The sequence below is a fragment of the Neobacillus terrisolis genome (genome assembly GCF_051233475.1).
Lineage (GTDB): Bacteria > Bacillota > Bacilli > Bacillales > Cytobacillaceae > Bacillus_BU.
In genome coordinates, this window is record NZ_JBKFGH010000015.1 from 29,599 (window position 1) to 48,349 (window position 18,751).

Consider the following 18,751-nt stretch of genomic DNA (forward strand, 5'->3'; position numbering starts at 1 on the left):
CTATAGAAAAGGCTGACTTAAAAGAAGTCAGCCTTTTCCTAATAGCAAAAGCAAAACAGGTTATTCCTGATCATCGGTTTGCTTATGTTTGTCTTCTGCATGTATTTCATGTAATAATGTTTCGATTCGATTTCCGTAATCGATCGATTCATCAAATTCAAAAATAATTTCCGGAGTTTTACGGAGACGAATTCGTTGGCCAATTTCAGTTCGAATGAACCCTTTTGCTTTTGCAAGGCCTTTTAACGTATTCTCTCTTTGCGCTTCATCTCCTAAAACGGAAATAAATACTTTTGCTTGCTGGAGATCCCCGGACACCTCGACATCTGTTACGGTTACAAATCCAATTCTTGGATCCTTGATTTTTCTCCCGATAATATCGCCGAGTTCTTTCTTCATTTGTTCCCCAACCCGATTTGCTCTAAGGCTCATATCAGTAACACCTCTTTATAAGAAAAGCGTAAGGCGCCGCTCTTATCGGCGACAAGCACAAGACGAGCCGGCCTGAAGGTCGTTTTTTGACCTTCTGGACGGATTGACTTGTGACCTCGAGCCGATGGCGCCTGGAGCTAGACACTCATCTGAATGCCACTAGCATCTAATTATATAAGAAAAGCGTAAGCGGCTGTTTTATAGCCACTCAATATCCGTAATTGTTCGTTCAATTTCGGGAAACGAATCAATTAACTTTAGTGCATTTTGAAGCTCTTTTTCTGCGGGTACTTTTGCTGAAGCGACGGATGTTATCGCAATGGCTGTTCTTTGCCAAACATCCTGAAAATCAACTTCAGCAGCAGAAACATTAAATCTTTGCTTTAACCTTGTAAGAATTCTTTGAAGTACAGCTCTTTTTTCCTTTAAAGAATGCACATCATAAATAATACATTCAATTCTTGCAAGGCCAACTATCATTAACGTTCCACTTCTTCCATAATGTATGCTTCAATCACATCTTCTTCTTTAAGATCGTTGAAGTTTTTAATGGTAATTCCGCATTCGTAACCTTGATTAACCTCTTTTACATCATCTTTGAAGCGTTTTAAGTCATCAATTTGTCCTTCGAATACGACTACCCCGTTTCGAATTACGCGGACACCACTGTCTCTTGTAATCTTACCATCCGTTACATAAGAACCAGCAATTGTACCAATCTTTGATACTTTAAACGTTTGACGTACAGTTGCTTGACCAATCACTTTTTCTTGGTATTCAGGATCAAGCATACCTTTCATCGCAGCTTCAATTTCTTCGATTACTTTATAAATAATGCGATGTAGGCGAACGTCAACCTTTTCCTCATCCGCAGCACGCTTTGCATTTACATCAGGGCGGACGTTAAATCCGATTACAATGGCATTCGATGCAGCAGCTAAGGAAATATCTGATTCATTAATCGCTCCGACAGCGGAGTGGATGATCTTGATATTAACGCCTTCTACATCAATTTTCATTAAGGAAGCAGCTAACGCTTCAGCAGAACCTTGTACGTCTGCTTTAATGATGACATTTAGATCCTTCATTTCGCCTTGCTTCATATGTTCAAACAAGGACTCAAGACTTACCCGAGACTTTTCACCTCGAGAAGCTTGAAGAGCTAAAGAAGCACGAGCTTCCCCGATTTGACGAGCTGTCTTCTCATCATCGAAGACTACGAAACGATCCCCGGCTTGTGGTACATCATTTAATCCGGTAATTTCAACAGGTGTTGAAGGTCCAGCATCTTTCACGCGGCGGCCTTTATCATTTACCATTGCACGAACGCGACCAAAAGTGTTACCTACAACAATCGGATCTCCGATTTTTAGTGTTCCGTTCTGTACTAATAAAGTAGCAACTGATCCACGGCCTTTGTCAAGCTGAGCTTCAATTACTGTTCCGATTGCATTGCGATTTGGGTTTGCTTTCCACTCTTCGACTTCACCCACAAGCAAAATCATTTCAAGTAGGTTATCGATCCCTTCGCCTGTTTTCGCAGACAGTTGTACGAAAATGGTATCGCCACCCCAAGCTTCAGGGACAAGACCATGTTCTGTTAACTCCTGCATTACACGATCAGGATTAGCTGCCGGCTTATCCATTTTGTTAACAGCAACAATGATAGGAACTTCTGCTGCTTTCGCATGGTTGATCGCTTCAACCGTTTGTGGCATTACACCATCATCCGCCGCTACAACAAGAATGGTAATATCGGTGATTTTCGCACCACGAGCCCGCATTGTTGTGAAGGCTGCGTGTCCTGGTGTGTCAAGGAAAGTGATTTTTTTACCGTTCTCCACTACCTGGTAAGCACCAATATGCTGAGTAATTCCTCCTGCTTCTCCTTCAGTCACCTTTGTATGACGAATGGAATCTAGGAGCGTTGTTTTACCGTGGTCAACGTGACCCATGATCGTAACAACAGAAGGTCTTTCAACTAAACTAGCTTGATCATCCTCTGTGAAGTAAACCTCTAGGTCAGTCGTATCGATTTTGATTTCCTCTTCCACTTCAACACCATAATCGCTACAGATTAATTCAATTGAATCTTTATCAAGCTCAACATTGATCGTAGCCATTACCCCTAACATGAATAGCTTTTTAATGATTTCAGAAGGCTCACGATGAAGCTTTTTCGCAAGTTCAGCAACCGTTAACGATTCAGTAAAAGTAATCTTTGCAGGAAGCTCTTTTTTCTTTGGTGGCTGAGCAGGTTGATGGGAATGGTTTTGCTGATGTCTACCTTTGTTTTGAAACTTTGATTTCCCTTTGTTTGCAGCAGCCGCCTTATTTTTTTGAACTTCTTCGCGTGCTTGAGCTGCAGTCTTAACCTTTACCTTTGCTGGTGCAACATTTTTGTCATCATCTTCAAAAGCATCTGCTTTTGATTTTGAAACTACTTGTGGCACTGGCTTCTTCCCTTGCTGTGAAGCAGGTTGTTTATTCCCCATTTGTACAGATTGCTGCTTCGGATTTTTTTGCGGTTGTTTTGCTTCTTTATTTTTATTATAAATTCCTTCTAGCTTTTGAATCGTATCGTCCTCAATTGTTGCCATATGGTTTGTTACCTCGATATTCATATCTTTTAGTTTTGCGATTACGTCCTTACTGGACACATTATGCTTTTTCGCATATTCATAAACGCGTATTTTACTCATTCTTTCACCCCCGCTAATATTAATCGAGCAACGTCAGCAGTTTTTTTGCAAAACCATCGTCTAAAACAGCTACCACTACGCGGGCATCTTTCCCGATTGACTTCCCGAGCAAATACCGATTATCAATTATTTTTAATGGAACATGATAGGATTTACATTTATCAGTAATCTTCTTGGTTGTATTAGCAGACGAATCCGCTGCTAATAAGACGAGTTTTGCTTTTCCACTCCGAATTTCTTTGACGGATAATTCTTCACCAGAAATAATTTTCCGCGCCCGATTTGCTAAGCCAAGTAATGACATCCACTGAGTGTTCATTAGGATAGTCGTTTCTCCTTCTCGATAAGCTCTAATAGCTCGTCATATAAAGATTCATCTATGGAAACTTCTAAATGATTTGCTAATGTATTCTTTTTTTTGGCTATTAAAACTGCTTCTTTTTCTTTAGAAAGATACGCACCACGACCCGATTTCTTTCCAGTTAGGTCGATGGAAACCTCTCCTTCTTTGGAGCGAACGATGCGAACGAGTTCTTTTTTCGGCTTCATTTCACCGGTTGCAATGCATTTTCGCATCGGAACTTTTTTAGGTTTGTTCACGATCATTCACCTCTTTATTAATCAAGATCATCTTCAAAGTCAAAGTCAGAATCGTCATCACCTACGAAAGTAAGTAATGCTTCTTCGCGAGGGAAAATTCCCTTTTCTCTTGCTTCTGATTCTGATTTGATATCGATTTTCCAGCCCGTTAATTTTGCAGCAAGGCGTGCATTTTGTCCTCTTTTTCCAATTGCCAATGAAAGCTGGTAGTCAGGAACAACAACAGTTGTTGCCTTTTCCGCCTCATTTACAATGACATCAAGAACTTTAGATGGACTAAGAGCATTTGCAACAAAAACAACTGGATCATTAGACCATTTGACAATGTCGATTTTTTCCCCTTTAAGTTCGTTCACAATTGCTTGTACACGAGTTCCTTTTGGTCCAACACATGAACCGACAGGATCGACTTCAGGGTTTTCGGAATGGACAGAGATTTTTGAACGGTCACCCGCTTCTCGTGCCACCGATTTAATCTCAACTGTTCCATCATAAATTTCAGGTACTTCAATTTCGAAAAGTCTTTTCAACAACCCTGGATGGGTCCGGGATACAAATATTTGTGGTCCCTTTGTTGTTTTTTCAACCTTAGTAATGAAAACTTTAATTCGATCATGCGGTTTATAATGTTCATTTGGCATTTGTTCATTTGCCGGTAGAATCGCTTCGATTTTCCCTAAACTTACATAAATAAATTTAGAATCCTGGCGCTGAACGATACCAGTCATAATATCTTCTTCACGATCAATGAATTCAGAATAAATAATTCCACGTTCTGCTTCGCGAACACGCTGTGTTACGACCTGTTTAGCAGTTTGGGCAGCAATCCGGCCAAAATCCTTCGGAGTTACTTCCATTTCAACTACATCTTCTTCTTGATAGTTAGGATTAATTTTACGCGCATCCTCGATCGAGATTTCCAATCTAGGATCAAACACTTCCTCAACGACTTCTTTTCTAGCAAAAACCCGCATCGAGCCGTTTTCAAGATTTAAATCAATCCGAACATTTTGTGCTTGGTTAAAGTTCCGTCGATAAGCTGATACTAGAGCTGCCTCAATGGCATCAATCAGCACATCTCGAGAAATGCCTTTCTCTCTTTCAAGCAAGTTCAGAGCATCTAACAATTCACTGCTCATTTGAGCGAATCCCCCTTTAATTTAAATAAAAGATCTCTTTTTTTGTCATTTATACCTAATCATTCTTAACGAAATAATCTGCTTGCTAGTTTCCAGTTAATTTCTATGAGAAGGTTACCGCTAATCTTGCGTTAGCTATTTTTGCATAAGGTATTTCGATGCTTTTCTTTCTAGTTTTTATCTTTACTTCAACTGTGACGGTTTCTCCATCAAATTGACTTAAGATCCCTTCAAAGGTTTTTTCACCGTCAATTGGTTCATACGTCTTAATAAAGACGTTTTTGCCAATTGCTTTTTCAAAATCTTTATCTTTTTTTAGGGGACGTTCAGCGCCAGGAGACGATACCTCTAAGAAATAATTGTGTGGAATTGGATCAACTTCATCGAGCTTTTCGCTTAATTTTTCACTGACAATTCCGCATTCCTCTATATCTACACCGGCTTCTTTATCGATATATACACGAAGAAAATAATCTCTGCCTTCTTTAACAAACTCAATATCAACTAATTCTAAACCAATTTCATTTAAGATTGGTGTTACCATGCCTTCCACCACTTCAGCCACTTTGCTCATATGATCCCTATCCCTCCTTTAACATGGTTGGTTTTTCTTTACAAAACCTTAAAATGGTGAGAAATCCCATTCAAAAACACGTTGACACAACGAAAGAGTGGGTTGCCCCACTCTTGTTTGCGAAAGTATATCTTTAGTATTTCCAATAAAACTATACCATAACCATATATTTTATGCAAATGGAAAGATTGCTAAATCAGCGTTTGTCAAGTCATTTTATGCTATTTTCGACACGAATTAGAACAATGAAAGCTGATTTTGGTCTGGTAATGCTTCAAGACAGCCGTGATTATCTAGAAATTCAATAATCGTTTTCGATACTTTCCCTCGCTGCTGCAAATCTTCTTTTGAGAGGAACTCTCCTTCAGCGCGGGCTTTAACGATATTGAAGGCAACATTCGTTCCAAGTCCTGGAATGGCATTAAATGGCGGAATAAGCGTATTGCCATCAATAATAAATTCACTGGCGCTAGAGCGGTATAAATCAATTTTGCCAAACGAAAATCCACGTTCACACATTTCAAGAGCTAATTCCATAACGGTCAAAAGGTTTTTCTCTTTCGTAGAGGCTTCTAAGCCCTTAATATTGATTTCTTCAATTTTTGCTTTGATCGATTGAGAGCCTCGCACCATTGCGTCGATATCAAAATCCTCAGCACGAACAGTGAAATATGCTGCGTAATAAAGAAGCGGATGATGAACCTTAAAGTAAGCAATCCGTACCGCCATTAATACGTATGCAGAAGCATGGGCTTTCGGGAACATATACTTTATCTTTTTACAAGAATCAATATACCATTCAGGCACCTTGTTTTTCCGCATTTCTTCTTCCATTTCATCGGACAAGCCTTTTCCTTTACGGACTGACTCCATAATTTTAAAAGCAAATGACGGTTCAAGCCCTTGATAGATAAGGTATACCATGATATCGTCACGACAGCCAATAACTTCTTTTAGCGTACAAATCTTGTTATGAATGAGCTCTTGGGCGTTGCCGAGCCAAACGTCTGTACCGTGGGACAGACCAGAAATTTGCACAAGTTCTGAAAATGTTGTCGGTTTGGTATCCTCTAACATCTGTCTTACGAAACGGGTTCCAAACTCAGGAATACCAAGGGTTCCTGTTTTACACATGATTTGTTCTTCCGTTACCCCAAGCGATTCGGTGTTACTAAAGATCTTCATCACTTCGGGGTCATCGGTCGGAATCGTTTTCGGATCGATTCCGCTTAAGTCTTGAAGCATCCTGATTACGGTTGGATCGTCGTGTCCAAGTATATCAAGCTTTAACACATTATCATGAATGGAATGGAAGTCGAAATGGGTCGTTTTCCATTCCGAGTTACGATCATCCGCCGGGAATTGAATCGGCGTAAAATCATAAACATCCATATAATCAGGAATAACGATAATTCCGCCCGGGTGCTGACCTGTTGTTCTTTTAACACCCGTACATCCCGAAGCAAGCCGTTCTACCTCAGCTCCACGGATTTGCAAATTTTTATCCTGTTGATACGCTTTAACATATCCAAACGCCGTTTTGTCGGCAACCGTTCCGATGGTTCCGGCACGGTATACATATTCTTCACCGAACAAAACTTTTGTATAGTTGTGGGCGCGCGGTTGATACTCACCCGAGAAGTTCAAATCGATATCGGGAACTTTATCCCCTTTAAAGCCAAGGAATGTTTCAAACGGGATATCTTGTCCATCCTTACGGTATTTGGAGCCACAATTAGGACAATCTTTATCAGGTAAATCATATCCGGATCCAACCGAACCATCATTGAAAAACTCTGAGTGCTTGCACGATGGGCATACATAATGCGGCGGCAATGGATTCACTTCGGTAATTTCGGTCATTGTTGCAACAAAGGACGAACCAACCGAACCCCGTGATCCAACGAGATAACCATCATCCAATGATTTCTTCACCAGCTTATGGGAAATCAAATAAATAACCGCAAAGCCATGGCCGATGATACTTTTTAATTCTTTTTCAAGACGGGCTTCAACGATTTCTGGAAGTGTGTCGCCATAGATTTTCCGGGCCATCGAGTAACTCATCTCACGCATTTCCTCGTCGGCACCTTCAATTTTTGGTGTATACAGATCATCTTTTATCGGTTTGATTACATCAATCATATCGGCAATTTTATTCGTATTGGTGACAACAATTTCCTTTGCCTTTTCCTTGCCTAAAAACGAGAATGCCTCAAGCATTTCATTCGTCGTTCTAAAATGAACATCCGGAAGCTGATGCCGGTTTAACGGATTAGCCCCGCCCTGCGAGTTGACCAAAATTTTGCGATAGATTTTATCATTTTCATTCAAATAATGCACGTTTCCGGTGGCGACAACCGGGATCCCAAGTTTATCACCGAGTGAAACAATGTTTGTGATAATTTGTTCAAGTGATTTTTCATCACGAACAAGTTCCATTTCGATTAAAGGAGCATATACTTGTTTCGGCATTACCTCCAAATAATCATAAAAATGAGCGGCCGCTTCCACTTCTTCAGGAGATTTTTGCATCATCCCTTCAAATACTTCACCTTTATCACAAGCAGAACCAACAAGAATTCCTTCGCGATATTTTTGCAGAATCGAACGCGGTATTCTCGGTACTCTGTAAAAATAGTTAATATGAGCAATCGAAATAAGCTTAAATAAGTTTTTTAAGCCAAGCTCGGTCTGCGCTAAAAGAATACAATGGTATGGACGGGCTCGCTGATAAGCATTTCCCTTCCCCATGTTATCGTTGAATTGATCATGATATTCAATCCCCTTCTCCATGGCATCCTTCAGCATTTTTAAAAGTAAATATCCAGTCGCTTCGGCATCATAGATTGCTCTGTGATGCTGGGTTAACTCAACATCGAATTTTTTCGCAAGCGTGTTAAGTCTGTGATTTTTCATGTCTGGATATAGAAAACGTGCCAATTCGAGCGTATCGATGACCGGATTAGCCGCTTTGTCCAGACCAATTTTTTTATAGCCAACATTTAAAAAGCCCATATCAAAAGAGGCATTATGCGCTACTAAAATTCCATCTTCTGCCCAGGCGTAAAATCTTTGCAGCACTTCTGCTACCTCTGGCGCATTTTCAACCATATCATCGGTAATGCCAGTCAGGTTTATTGTGGTAGCAGAAAGCTTATGGTGTGGGTTCGCAAATGATTCAAATCGGTCAATAATTTCTCCGCCACGAATTTTGACAGCTGCCAGCTCAATGATTGTGTCATAGACTGCTGATAGTCCTGTTGTCTCAACGTCAAATACAATATACGTATCATCCACAAGAAGACGATGCGCATCATTATAGGCAATTGGTACACCATCATTTACTAAGTTCGCTTCCACTCCGTAAAGGATTTTGATATCGTTTTTCTTACCAGCACCAAAGGCTTCCGGGAATGATTGGGCAACAGCGTGGTCGGTAACAGCGATCGCTTTATGTCCCCATTTTTTTGCTTGTGCGATTAACGTACTGACAGAAGTCACGGCATCCATTTGACTCATAGGGGTGTGCAAATGTAGCTCAACCCGTTTTTCATCTTCCGGGGCCGTATCCTTACGTCCTGGTGGTTTTATTTCATTTAGATCATTTCCGATCATAACAAGGTCACGGACAAATGTATCATTTTGTACACTGCCTCGAACTTTAAGCCACATGCCTTTCTTTACACGCTCATACAGGGCAGCATCCTCTTTATCGCGGGAAAACATTTTAACGATAATCGAGCTTGTGTAATCGGTAATTTTAAAGGTTAATAATGTTCGTCCACTTCGCAATTCCTTTGTTTCGGCACTAAATACATAACCTTCAATTGCGACACGTCGTTCTTCTTCGTTTATCTCCTCTAGCTTACGGAAATCAGCATCGTCTTTAATGGTGAGACCAACCATGAGTGGACCTTGCGGCTCACTGTCTCCACCCTGTGCCTTTTCAGTATCCTTTTTCTGCATTTCAACCATCGCAAGCATGGCTTTTTCTTGGTCTTCTTTTTCTTTTTGCTTGATGAAGTTTTCTACTTCTGTTGTATCATTCGATACCTCTGTATCGATTATGATTAGCGGAAAACCAAAGGACTGGTAAACTTCAGAAATCGTACCTGAATGCTTGTTTTTTATACTTTGTCCCTCAGGCTCATTACGAACACTTATGATTATTTTATTGCCGATTACTTTCGGAACCTGCTCGTTGAGAAGTTTTTGAGTTGGAGGAGACATTCCATCGATTTCTTGAAGACAAAGCCTCCAATAGTCCTGTGCTGTCTCGGGTTCAAAGTGTGGATCGTTTACTTTTGTTGAAAAAGTGGTATTCGCTATATGCGAAAATTCCGTCTGTAACCGCGCAGCTAATAATGTGTAGATATTACTTGGCAGAATATTTTCTATCAAAAAATGAAAATGCCATTTTTTATTTTGCTTATCGACCACTACTTTTTCGATTTGTGCATTTTCAAAGTACTTAAATATCGTGTCTTCAGTCATTTGAAGCTGCTGAAGCAAGAGTTGGAATCGCTCTTTTTTGCCTTGGGCATCACTCAAAAGTTCCCACCCCTATCTATTAAAAATCAAAAGGTTTTGTTAATCATTAAAGAATAAATCATAGAACAAAGGCTATTATATCATATCTGAACAAAGTTAAACTCAAGGATTTTTTGACAATAAGAAAACTCGCCTTAAGGCGAGTTTCTTTTTTATAGAGTATTTAATAGCTCTGTTAAGCGTTCGACTAGTTCCGCTGAAGTTAATTCAAGCACTTCACCCGTTTTACGGATTTTCACTTCAACAATTCCTTCAGCTGCTTTTTTACCAACCGTCACTCGGACTGGTAACCCGATTAAATCAGAATCAGCAAATTTCACGCCTGGACGTTCGATCCGATCATCCATTAACACATCGAAACGGTTTTGTTTTAGTACCGTATAAAGCTCTTGTGCTAATGCAGCTTGCGTTTCATCCTTCATATTGACCGGAATGAGATGGACATCAAAAGGAGAAATCTTGACTGGCCACACTAATCCTTTTTCGTCATTAAATTGTTCCGCTACTGCGGCCATCGTACGAGATACTCCGATTCCATAACAGCCCATGATCATCGGTTGGGTCTTTCCGTTTTCATCCAAATAGGTAGCGTTCATCGCTTCACTATAGCGAGTTCCTAATTTAAAGACATGACCAACCTCAATTCCTTTTGCAAAAAGGATGGTGCCTTGTCCATCTGGAGAAGGGTCTCCCTCCTGTATAAAGCGCAGGTCAGCATATCGGGTAACTGAAAAATCACGACCAGGGTTCACATTTATATAGTGATAGTGTTCTTCATTAGCGCCACATACACCGTTAACAACCGCTTCAACTGCAAGGTCAGCAACAATTTCTACCTTCTCAACCCCAATGGGACCTAATGATCCAACAGGACAACCAAGGATTGATGCTGTCTCTTCAGCGTCAGCAAGTTCAACTGAGCTTGCTTCAAACATATTTTTCAACTTAATATCATTAATCTCATGGTCCCCACGAGCAAGGACAAGGACGCAGCGATCATCGATTTTGAACATTAACGACTTAATGCACTGCTCTGGTTTAACTTGCAAATATGCAGCTACCTCATCAATAGTTCGTTGATTTTCTGTTTTAACTTTTTCAAGGCCCTTTGCAGCTTCAGCTGAATTTCCATATTTAGTTACAACAGGAGCCATTTCGATATTAGCTGCGTAATCAGACGTGTCAGAATATGCAATCGTATCCTCACCTACATCTGACAACACCATAAATTCGTGCGTGTCTTTACCTCCCATTGCACCTGAGTCAGCGATAACAGCACGGAAATTTAAACCGCAGCGGGAAAAAATGTTTGAGTAAGCAGTAAAGAGCTTATCATATACCTCATCAAGACTTTCCTTTGTAGAGTGGAAAGAATAGGCATCCTTCATGATAAATTCACGACCGCGCAGTAATCCGAATCGCGGACGTTTTTCATCACGGAATTTTGTTTGAATTTGATATAAAGTTAACGGCAGCCGTTTATATGATTTAACCTCATCACGAACTAGGCTAGTAATAACTTCTTCATGAGTCGCTCCGAGGGCAAATTCGCGATCGTGGCGATCTTTCATCCGCATTAGCTCTGGCCCATATGAGTACCAGCGACCTGATTCTTGCCATAATTCAGCTTGCTGCAGGGCAGGCATTAATAATTCAACTGCACCGGCATTATCCATTTCTTCACGGACAATCGTTTCGATTTTTTGCAATACCTTGTTTGCCAACGGAAGATAACTATAAATTCCACTGGCATTTTGCCGCATGAATCCAGCTCTTAATAATAATTGATGGCTCTTAATTTCTGCATCTGCTGGTACTTCACGAAGCGTTGGAATAAGCGTCATACTTTGTTTCATCTATTAGCACCTCTAAACAAATTTTTAAGAAAAACAGAAGCGTCAGTTCAGCAAGATTCATTAATTGGTAATACCGCTTGCACTTAACACTTTTTATAGGAAAAACCGTTGGATATCATTCCATGTCACTACTAACATCAACAGCATGAGTAATGCAAACCCGATAAAGTGAACCATGCCCTCTTTATGGCGATCGATTGGTTTCCCTCTTAGCGCTTCAACTGCAAAAAACATTAATCTTCCACCATCAAGTGCAGGGATTGGCAGCAAGTTCATGATTCCTAAGTTAATACTTAAAATTCCGGCCCATTTCATTAAATAATAAATGCCGGATTTGGCAACGGTATCCGTCGATTTATAAATCCCAACCGGTCCAGATAAAGCATCAATGGTAAACTCACCTGTAACAAGCTTCCCTAACATTAAGAAGATCTGTTTTGTCCAATCATAGGTTTCTTGAAATCCGTAACTAATCGATTTGAGTGGAGATTTTTCAATTGGGCCATAAACACCAATCAGGCCAATTTTTCCTCCCTCTACTTCCTTTTCCTCAGGTGTAACGGGTATTTCAAGAGTTTCTCCGTCCCGTTGGATGGTAAACTCTAACTCTTTATTTGGGTTTTTTCGAATCATTTCTACAACATCGGTCCATGTCGTGATTTCTGCACCTTCAATGCTTTGGACGATATCCCCTTCTTTTAGTCCAGCCTGTAACGCGGTCCCGTCAGAGGTAAGTTTCCCTAACACCGGTTCTTCAGAAGGTACACCTTGTAATAAGGCAATCGTGATAAAAATAAGCAATGCCAGAACAAAATTCATCATCGGTCCTGCAAAGATAGCCATGGTTCTTTGCCCTAGAGTTTTAGAGGCAAACTGCCGATCATAAGGGGCAATTTGCGTTTCATTTCCGTCTTCAACTAAAACGGCATCCCGATTAATCGAGAATTTTTGCAGCTGCTCTTCTTCTCCTTCAACATAACCCTTTATCAGTAAATCTCGTTCGATATCTGCACTTTCCACTTCTACGATCCGCGCCTCAGGAAATTTATCCTTATTATTTAAAATAATTTTGGTTGCATTTCCTAAATGATCGAGAATAAGGCCAATTCTATGCCCAGGTTTAATTTCAACCATCTCAGGGTCTTCCCCAGCCATCCGAACAAATCCACCGATTGGAAGAAGACGAATCGTATAAGTGGTTTCATTCTTTTTATGGGAAAAGATTTTTGGACCGAAGCCAATTGCAAATTCTCGACAAAGAATTCCGGCTCGTTTTGCAAAGATGAGATGTCCTAATTCATGAAAGAATACGAGAGCGCCGAAAATAACTATAAAGGCTATGACTGTACTCAAACTTAAAAACCACCTTTTTATAAAAGATTCTGGACAAAGAGCCTTGTTTCTTTATCGATTTCCTGAATTTCATCAAGACTTGGATTCAAAATGACTTGATGAGCTGAAAGAGCTTTCTCTATTAAATCCTCAATTTGTAAAAACTTTATTCTACCCTCTAAGAATGCTGAAACAGCAATCTCATTCGCTGCGTTTAACGCGGTAGGCATTGTTCCACCGATTTTCCCAGCCTCATAGGCATACTTTAAGCAACGAAAACGTTCAAGATCCATTTCGTTAAAATGAAGCTTGCCAATCTGAGCCAAGTTTAATCGTTTCCCACTCGGGTGTGGAAGCCGGTCAGGGTAGGTTAATGCATATTGAATTGGGACTCTCATATCCGGAGTACCCAATTGAGCAATAATACTGCTGTCATGGAACTCTACCATCGAATGAATAATGCTCTCCTTATGAAGAAGTACATCAATATTCTCGTAAGGGATTGAAAACAACCAATGGGCTTCAATTACTTCAAGCCCCTTATTCATCATTGTAGCCGAATCAATGGTAATTTTTGCACCCATTGCCCAGTTTGGATGGGCTAACGCTTCCTTTACGGTGACATTTTCTAGTTCATCTCGCGTGCGATGGCGGAAGCTTCCACCTGAAGCCGTCAGAATCAAGCGCTCGATATTTTTGCTGTTTTCTCCTTGTAGCGCCTGGAATATCGCAGAATGTTCACTATCAACAGGCAGCAAGCTTACGCCATGTCTCTTGGCTGCTTCCATTACTAAATGCCCTGCCGTAACAAGCGTTTCTTTATTGGCAATTGCGATCGTTTTTTTCGCTTCAATTGCCTGGAGCGTTGGAAGAAGTCCGACACTTCCTAAAACGGCATTGACAAGGATATCTGCCTCTTCATAAACAGCCACTTCGATTAGTCCGTCTGCACCGTATGTAAAAGTTGTATTAGGAAATTCTTGTCTCAATGTTACACATGCTGATTGGTCTTGAACCGAAACAAGTTTTGGACTAAATTGAGAGATAATCTTCCTCGCAGAATCGATGTTCCTTCCAACGGAAAGGGCAACCAAAGAAAATTCATCTTGATGCTCTTTGATTACATCGAGCGTTTGTAATCCAATTGAACCGGTAGCACCTAACAAACTAATATATTTCACAAAGTCCCACTCCCACAAAAACTAAAAAATGATCAATCGTAAACTATAACAAATGGAAAAAATGCATTAACGGCAAAACAAATAATAAACTATCAAAGCGGTCTAAGATTCCTCCATGACCAGGCAGGATGCGGCCCGAATCTTTGATATTGTAATGACGTTTAATAGCTGATTCAACCAAATCTCCAATTTGTCCAAAAATAGATAAAAAAGTTGTTGCCAATAACAGCTTCCATAAAGTGGTGTTCATTTCAGCAAACAGGATAAAAAGAACGGCTACGATTAATGCAGAGACAATCCCGCCGAAGAACCCTTCCACCGTTTTTTTAGGACTGATCTCAGGCCAGAGCTTGTTTTTCCCTATTGCTCTTCCGATGAAATACGCTCCTGAATCTGTTGCCCAAATAATAAATAAGGCGTAAAAAATATATGTTAAGCCTGCTTCCGCTTCTCGTGTTTCAATAAAATAATGAAATCCAATTCCAATGTAGATGGTCGATAAAGTTGCGAAGGCAACATCATCAAAAGTAAATCGATTTTTTGTTATTACTGTATACGTCATAAACAACAAAACAGCTAATAAGGCCAGCTCAATTTTTGTATAATCCGCACTTTCAAGGATACTTTGAAATTGATCTGGCAGCAAAAATAGCCATAAAAGAATGAGTGAAATCAATCCTGGCACGGAAATGACACTTATTTTCCGCATTTTTAACAGCTCATATAAAGCGATTGATGCCAAGAGGTATGTTAATAAAATAAACGGAGTACCTCCATAAATAACAATCGGTAAAAAAATGGCTGCTGCAATAACCGCTGTTACGATTCGTTGCTTCATTTAGTTTTTCAACACCTTTTCATGATGAGAGTGTATTACACTCCTCCAAATCTTCTTTGACGATTTTGATATGCTTCGATCGCTTCAATAAAATGTTGTTCTCCAAAATCTGGCCAAAGTACATCTGTAAACCAAAACTCGGAGTAGGCAAGCTGCCAAAGCATAAAATTGCTAAGTCGAATCTCCCCACTTGTACGAATTAACAAATCTGGATCAGCCAGTGTTGCGGACATTAAATAGGATGAAAAGACATCTTCTGTAAGTCCGTTTTCATCTATTATACCATTTTGGCAATCATTTAAGACATGCTTAACAGCGTCAACGATCTCAGCCCTGCTTCCATAATTCAAGGCAAAATTCAACGTTAAGCCTGTATTATCCTTTGTATCATCCATTGCTTTCTCGATCGCTCTTAGCGTATGATCAGGTAAGTTTTCCTTATATCCCATCATCGTAACTTTCACATTTTCCTGAATAAGCTCTGGTAAAAACGTTCCTAAAAATTCTTCAGGGAGTTTCAATAAATAATCCACTTCCATCTTTGGCCGTTTCCAATTCTCTGTTGAGAACGCATATAAGGTTAGTGTATGAAGCCCCAGATCACTTGCTAATCTAGTGATTTTCCGAACTACCTTCATTCCTTCATGATGTCCGGCAACGCGTGGTAATGCTCTTTTCTTGGCCCATCTTCCATTACCATCCATAATAATTGCAACATGTGAAGGAACTTGCTGTCCTTTAATTTGAATTATTCGGTCTCGGAGACTGGAAGAATGTTGCTGATTCTTCCACAGCTTTATTTTGTTTAACATAATTTAGCTCCTCCAAAAAAAGTTAATCTGACTCTCCCGATAATATAGCAAATACCAATTATATGTAAACTTGTATATATCGAAGAAATTCACCATTTTATTCACATGCTCTTATCATACCAAAAATGGAATAAGATATCTCTATAAAAGACTATGTATATGGACCATTTTTAAGAATTATTAATCGTAAAAAAACCCCCGATAAAAAGAGGGTCTTTTTTTCGGAGGTCTATTTAGTCTTAAACTTCCATTACTTCTTTTTCTTTATCCTTCGTAATTTGATCAATTTTTGCAATATGATCATCTGTTAATTTTTGAATGTCATCGGAGTAACCACGATGTTCGTCCTCGGTAATTTCCCCGTTCTTTTCAAGTTTCTTAAGATCATCATTTGCATCACGACGAATGTTACGAACCGCAACTTTTGCTTCTTCTGAATCTTTTTTAATAACCTTTACCAATTCCTTACGACGTTCTTCTGTTAATTGAGGAATCGTTAAACGAATAATATTTCCATCATTTGTTGGTGTTAAACCAAGATCTGATTTTAATATTGCTTTTTCAATATCACCTAACACAGATTTATCATAAGGCTGGATCACCAACAGGCGCGCTTCTGGAACAGAAATTCCAGCCAATTGGTTAACAGGAGTTGGTGCACCGTAATAATCAATGGAAAGCCGATCAAGTAAAGAAGCATTAGCTCGGCCCGCACGAATACTTGCAAGTTCACGTGTGTAAGCAGAAATGGCTTTAGTCATTTTTTCTTTAGCAGTAGCAATAACTTGTTTTGGCATGATTATTTCCCCCTAACAATTGTTCCGATTGTTTCACCCATAACGACTCGTTTAATATTTCCTTGCTCCATAATAGAGAAGACAATTAACGGAATATCGTTATCCATACAAAGTGAAGATGCAGTAGAATCCATTACCGCTAATCCTTCTTTAAGAACATCGAGATACGATAATTGATCGTATTTTTTTGCGTTTTTATCAATGCGAGGGTCTGCTGAATAAACTCCATCGACATTGTTTTTCGCCATCAAAATAACATCTGCTTCAATTTCAGCAGCTCTTAATGCCGCTGTTGTATCAGTGGAGAAATATGGATTCCCAGTACCAGCGGCAAATATGACAACGCGCTTCTTTTCTAAATGACGGATAGCCCGGCGACGAATATAGGGTTCCGCAACTTGTCGCATTTCAATAGATGTTTGCACACGCGTTTCAATCCCACCTTGCTCTAAACTATCTTGAAGAGCAAGAGAATTCATAACCGTGGCAAGCATCCCCATATAATCAGCTGTTGCCCGATCCATTCCCATCTCGCTGCCAATCTTACCGCGCCAAATGTTTCCGCCTCCAACAACTACAGCAACTTCCACACCTAATTCGGCAATCTCTTTTACTTGATCCGCAATTGACTTGATTACAGCAGGATTAATTCCAAAACCAGCATCACCTGCTAATGCTTCACCACTTAATTTTAAAACGACGCGTTTATATTTAGGGCTGCTCATAAGAACCTTTGAACCTCCAATAGTATGTTTCAAAAAAATAGTTTGAAGTAAAGCTCAGGCACTTAAGAATCGCTTTCAACCGCAATTCAATAGCACCAAGAGCTTAGACCTCTTAAAAATAGGGAACACTTCGTGTCCCCTATAACAATCATCAAAAGCGAGTATTTATCGGGATATCCCCGAAGTATTCACGCTTAATTATTTTTTGATTTGATTCATTACTTCTTCAGCGAAGTTTTCTTCACGCTTCTCAATACCTTCGCCTACTTCATAACGAACAAACTCACGAAGAGTTGCACCTTTAGATTCAACAAATTGACGAACCTTTTGGTCTGGGTTTTTAACGAATGTTTGATCAAGGACACAAACGTCTTCGAAATATTTGCCAAGGCGACCTTCAACCATTTTGGCAACGATATTTTCTGGCTTACCTTCGTTAAGAGCTTGTTGAGTTAATACTTGACGTTCACGCTCAACTTCTTCTGCAGAAACTTGATCACGAGAAACGTATTTAGGGTTTAAAGCAGCGATATGCATAGAAACATCTTTTGCAGCTGCCTCTTCAGTTGTTCCTTCAAGAACTGTTAATACACCAATACGACCGCCTGCATGTAAGTATGCACCAAATGCATCAGCATCAGTTTTTGTTTTTACTTCAAAGCGACGAAGGCTGATTTTCTCACCAATTTTTGCAATCGCAGCATTGATATGGTCAGCAACTGTTGCGCCATTATCCATAGTTTGAGCTTCAGCTTCTTCCACTGTAGCTGGTTTGTTTTTAAGAAGGTGGCTAGATAATTCTTTAACAAGAACTTGGAAACCTTCATTTTTTGCAACGAAGTCAGTTTCAGAGTTAACTTCTAAAATAACTGCGTCGTTTCCTTCTGTAGCAATAGCAGTAATACCTTCTGCAGCAATACGGTCAGATTTCTTAGCTGCTTTTGCAATTCCTTTTTCACGTAAGTAATCAATCGCTTTTTCCATATCACCGTTTGTTTCTGTAAGGGCCTTTTTGCAATCCATCATGCCGGCACCTGTTTTTTCACGAAGTTCTTTTACCATTTGAGCGGTAATTGCCATAATGAAATTCCTCCTTATAATAACTATGTATTATTTTTTACACATTTTAGCAAAGCTAAACACGAAAAGCGGAAGCGGCTTGCTCAGGGGTGACAGGCATAAGACGAGCCGGGCTGAAGGTCGTTTTTT

General features: G+C 39.9%; 16 protein-coding genes. All 16 read right to left on the reverse strand.

The annotated features are described in order from the left end of the window. Positions 1 to 60: 60 nt before the first annotated feature. The 16 genes from rbfA to tsf all read right to left on the reverse strand — a co-directional run bounded on the left by rbfA (position 61) and on the right by tsf (position 18,622). Entirely contained in the window at positions 61 to 432 is a 372-nt protein-coding gene (gene rbfA / locus ACI48O_RS10745) for a 30S ribosome-binding factor RbfA (RefSeq protein WP_435561802.1), read from the reverse strand. 198 nt (positions 433 to 630) lie between these two features. Next, positions 631 to 912: a DUF503 domain-containing protein gene (locus tag ACI48O_RS10750; protein ID WP_435561803.1), complete on the reverse strand. Its 282-nt coding sequence runs from the start codon at positions 910 to 912 to the stop codon at positions 631 to 633. Beyond that, the gene (gene infB / locus ACI48O_RS10755) at positions 912 to 3,134 is read right to left on the reverse strand and encodes a translation initiation factor IF-2 (RefSeq protein ID WP_435561804.1); all 2,223 of its coding nucleotides are present in this window, start codon (positions 3,132 to 3,134) and stop codon (positions 912 to 914) included. Before infB ends, ACI48O_RS10750 begins: the two co-directional genes overlap by 1 nt. A gap of 19 nt (positions 3,135 to 3,153) precedes the next feature. Next, positions 3,154 to 3,453: a YlxQ family RNA-binding protein gene (locus tag ACI48O_RS10760; RefSeq protein ID WP_435561805.1), complete on the reverse strand. Its 300-nt coding sequence runs from the start codon at positions 3,451 to 3,453 to the stop codon at positions 3,154 to 3,156. Further along, positions 3,453 to 3,734 (reverse strand): RNase P modulator RnpM, encoded by a 282-nt coding sequence (gene rnpM / locus ACI48O_RS10765; protein WP_435561806.1) that lies wholly within the window; start codon positions 3,732 to 3,734, stop codon positions 3,453 to 3,455. Before rnpM ends, ACI48O_RS10760 begins: the two co-directional genes overlap by 1 nt. Positions 3,735 to 3,751: 17 nt before the next feature. After that, positions 3,752 to 4,873, reverse strand: a complete 1,122-nt coding sequence (nusA, locus tag ACI48O_RS10770; RefSeq protein WP_435561807.1) for a transcription termination factor NusA — start codon at positions 4,871 to 4,873, stop codon at positions 3,752 to 3,754. Between the two features lie 103 nt (positions 4,874 to 4,976). Beyond that, positions 4,977 to 5,447, reverse strand: a complete 471-nt coding sequence (gene rimP, locus ACI48O_RS10775; RefSeq protein ID WP_435561808.1) for a ribosome maturation factor RimP — start codon at positions 5,445 to 5,447, stop codon at positions 4,977 to 4,979. 237 nt (positions 5,448 to 5,684) lie between these two features. Next, positions 5,685 to 10,001 (reverse strand): PolC-type DNA polymerase III, encoded by a 4,317-nt coding sequence (locus ACI48O_RS10780; protein WP_435561809.1) that lies wholly within the window; start codon positions 9,999 to 10,001, stop codon positions 5,685 to 5,687. Positions 10,002 to 10,153: 152 nt separating this feature from the next. Next, positions 10,154 to 11,857 (reverse strand): proline--tRNA ligase, encoded by a 1,704-nt coding sequence (locus ACI48O_RS10785; RefSeq protein WP_435561810.1) that lies wholly within the window; start codon positions 11,855 to 11,857, stop codon positions 10,154 to 10,156. A gap of 93 nt (positions 11,858 to 11,950) precedes the next feature. After that, complete coding sequence (gene rseP / locus ACI48O_RS10790; protein ID WP_435561811.1) at positions 11,951 to 13,210, reverse strand: RIP metalloprotease RseP; 1,260 nt, start codon at positions 13,208 to 13,210, stop codon at positions 11,951 to 11,953. A 17-nt stretch (positions 13,211 to 13,227) separates the two neighbouring features. Further along, positions 13,228 to 14,370: a 1-deoxy-D-xylulose-5-phosphate reductoisomerase gene (locus ACI48O_RS10795; protein ID WP_435561812.1), complete on the reverse strand. Its 1,143-nt coding sequence runs from the start codon at positions 14,368 to 14,370 to the stop codon at positions 13,228 to 13,230. A gap of 43 nt (positions 14,371 to 14,413) precedes the next feature. Then, complete coding sequence (locus tag ACI48O_RS10800) at positions 14,414 to 15,208, reverse strand: phosphatidate cytidylyltransferase (protein ID WP_435561813.1); 795 nt, start codon at positions 15,206 to 15,208, stop codon at positions 14,414 to 14,416. Between the two features lie 35 nt (positions 15,209 to 15,243). Continuing rightward, positions 15,244 to 16,020 (reverse strand): isoprenyl transferase, encoded by a 777-nt coding sequence (locus ACI48O_RS10805; RefSeq protein ID WP_435561814.1) that lies wholly within the window; start codon positions 16,018 to 16,020, stop codon positions 15,244 to 15,246. 239 nt (positions 16,021 to 16,259) lie between these two features. Further along, positions 16,260 to 16,817, reverse strand: coding sequence for a ribosome recycling factor (gene frr, locus ACI48O_RS10810; protein ID WP_435561815.1), 558 nt, complete (start codon positions 16,815 to 16,817; stop codon positions 16,260 to 16,262). Between the two features lie 2 nt (positions 16,818 to 16,819). After that, the gene (pyrH, locus tag ACI48O_RS10815) at positions 16,820 to 17,542 is read right to left on the reverse strand and encodes a UMP kinase (protein WP_435561816.1); all 723 of its coding nucleotides are present in this window, start codon (positions 17,540 to 17,542) and stop codon (positions 16,820 to 16,822) included. Between the two features lie 198 nt (positions 17,543 to 17,740). After that, positions 17,741 to 18,622 carry a translation elongation factor Ts gene (gene tsf / locus ACI48O_RS10820; protein ID WP_435561817.1) on the reverse strand — a complete coding sequence of 294 codons (882 nt, stop codon included), beginning with the start codon at positions 18,620 to 18,622 and terminating at the stop codon, positions 17,741 to 17,743. Positions 18,623 to 18,751: the final 129 nt, after the last annotated feature.

Excerpts from the sequence above, each read along its gene's own strand:
- rbfA (WP_435561802.1), bottom strand. The coding sequence starts at position 432 with ATGAGCCTTAGAGCAAATCGGGTTGGGGAACAAATGAAGAAAGAACTC.
- ACI48O_RS10750 (WP_435561803.1), bottom strand. The coding sequence starts at position 912 with ATGATAGTTGGCCTTGCAAGAATTGAATGTATTATTTATGATGTGCAT.
- infB (WP_435561804.1), bottom strand. The coding sequence starts at position 3,134 with ATGAGTAAAATACGCGTTTATGAATATGCGAAAAAGCATAATGTGTCC.
- ACI48O_RS10760 (WP_435561805.1), bottom strand. The coding sequence starts at position 3,453 with ATGAACACTCAGTGGATGTCATTACTTGGCTTAGCAAATCGGGCGCGG.
- nusA (WP_435561807.1), bottom strand. The coding sequence starts at position 4,873 with ATGAGCAGTGAATTGTTAGATGCTCTGAACTTGCTTGAAAGAGAGAAA.
- rimP (WP_435561808.1), bottom strand. The coding sequence starts at position 5,447 with ATGAGCAAAGTGGCTGAAGTGGTGGAAGGCATGGTAACACCAATCTTA.
- ACI48O_RS10785 (WP_435561810.1), bottom strand. The coding sequence starts at position 11,857 with ATGAAACAAAGTATGACGCTTATTCCAACGCTTCGTGAAGTACCAGCA.
- ACI48O_RS10800 (WP_435561813.1), bottom strand. The coding sequence starts at position 15,208 with ATGAAGCAACGAATCGTAACAGCGGTTATTGCAGCAGCCATTTTTTTA.
- ACI48O_RS10805 (WP_435561814.1), bottom strand. The coding sequence starts at position 16,020 with ATGTTAAACAAAATAAAGCTGTGGAAGAATCAGCAACATTCTTCCAGT.
- frr (WP_435561815.1), bottom strand. The coding sequence starts at position 16,817 with ATGCCAAAACAAGTTATTGCTACTGCTAAAGAAAAAATGACTAAAGCC.
- pyrH (WP_435561816.1), bottom strand. The coding sequence starts at position 17,542 with ATGAGCAGCCCTAAATATAAACGCGTCGTTTTAAAATTAAGTGGTGAA.
- tsf (WP_435561817.1), bottom strand. The coding sequence starts at position 18,622 with ATGGCAATTACCGCTCAAATGGTAAAAGAACTTCGTGAAAAAACAGGT.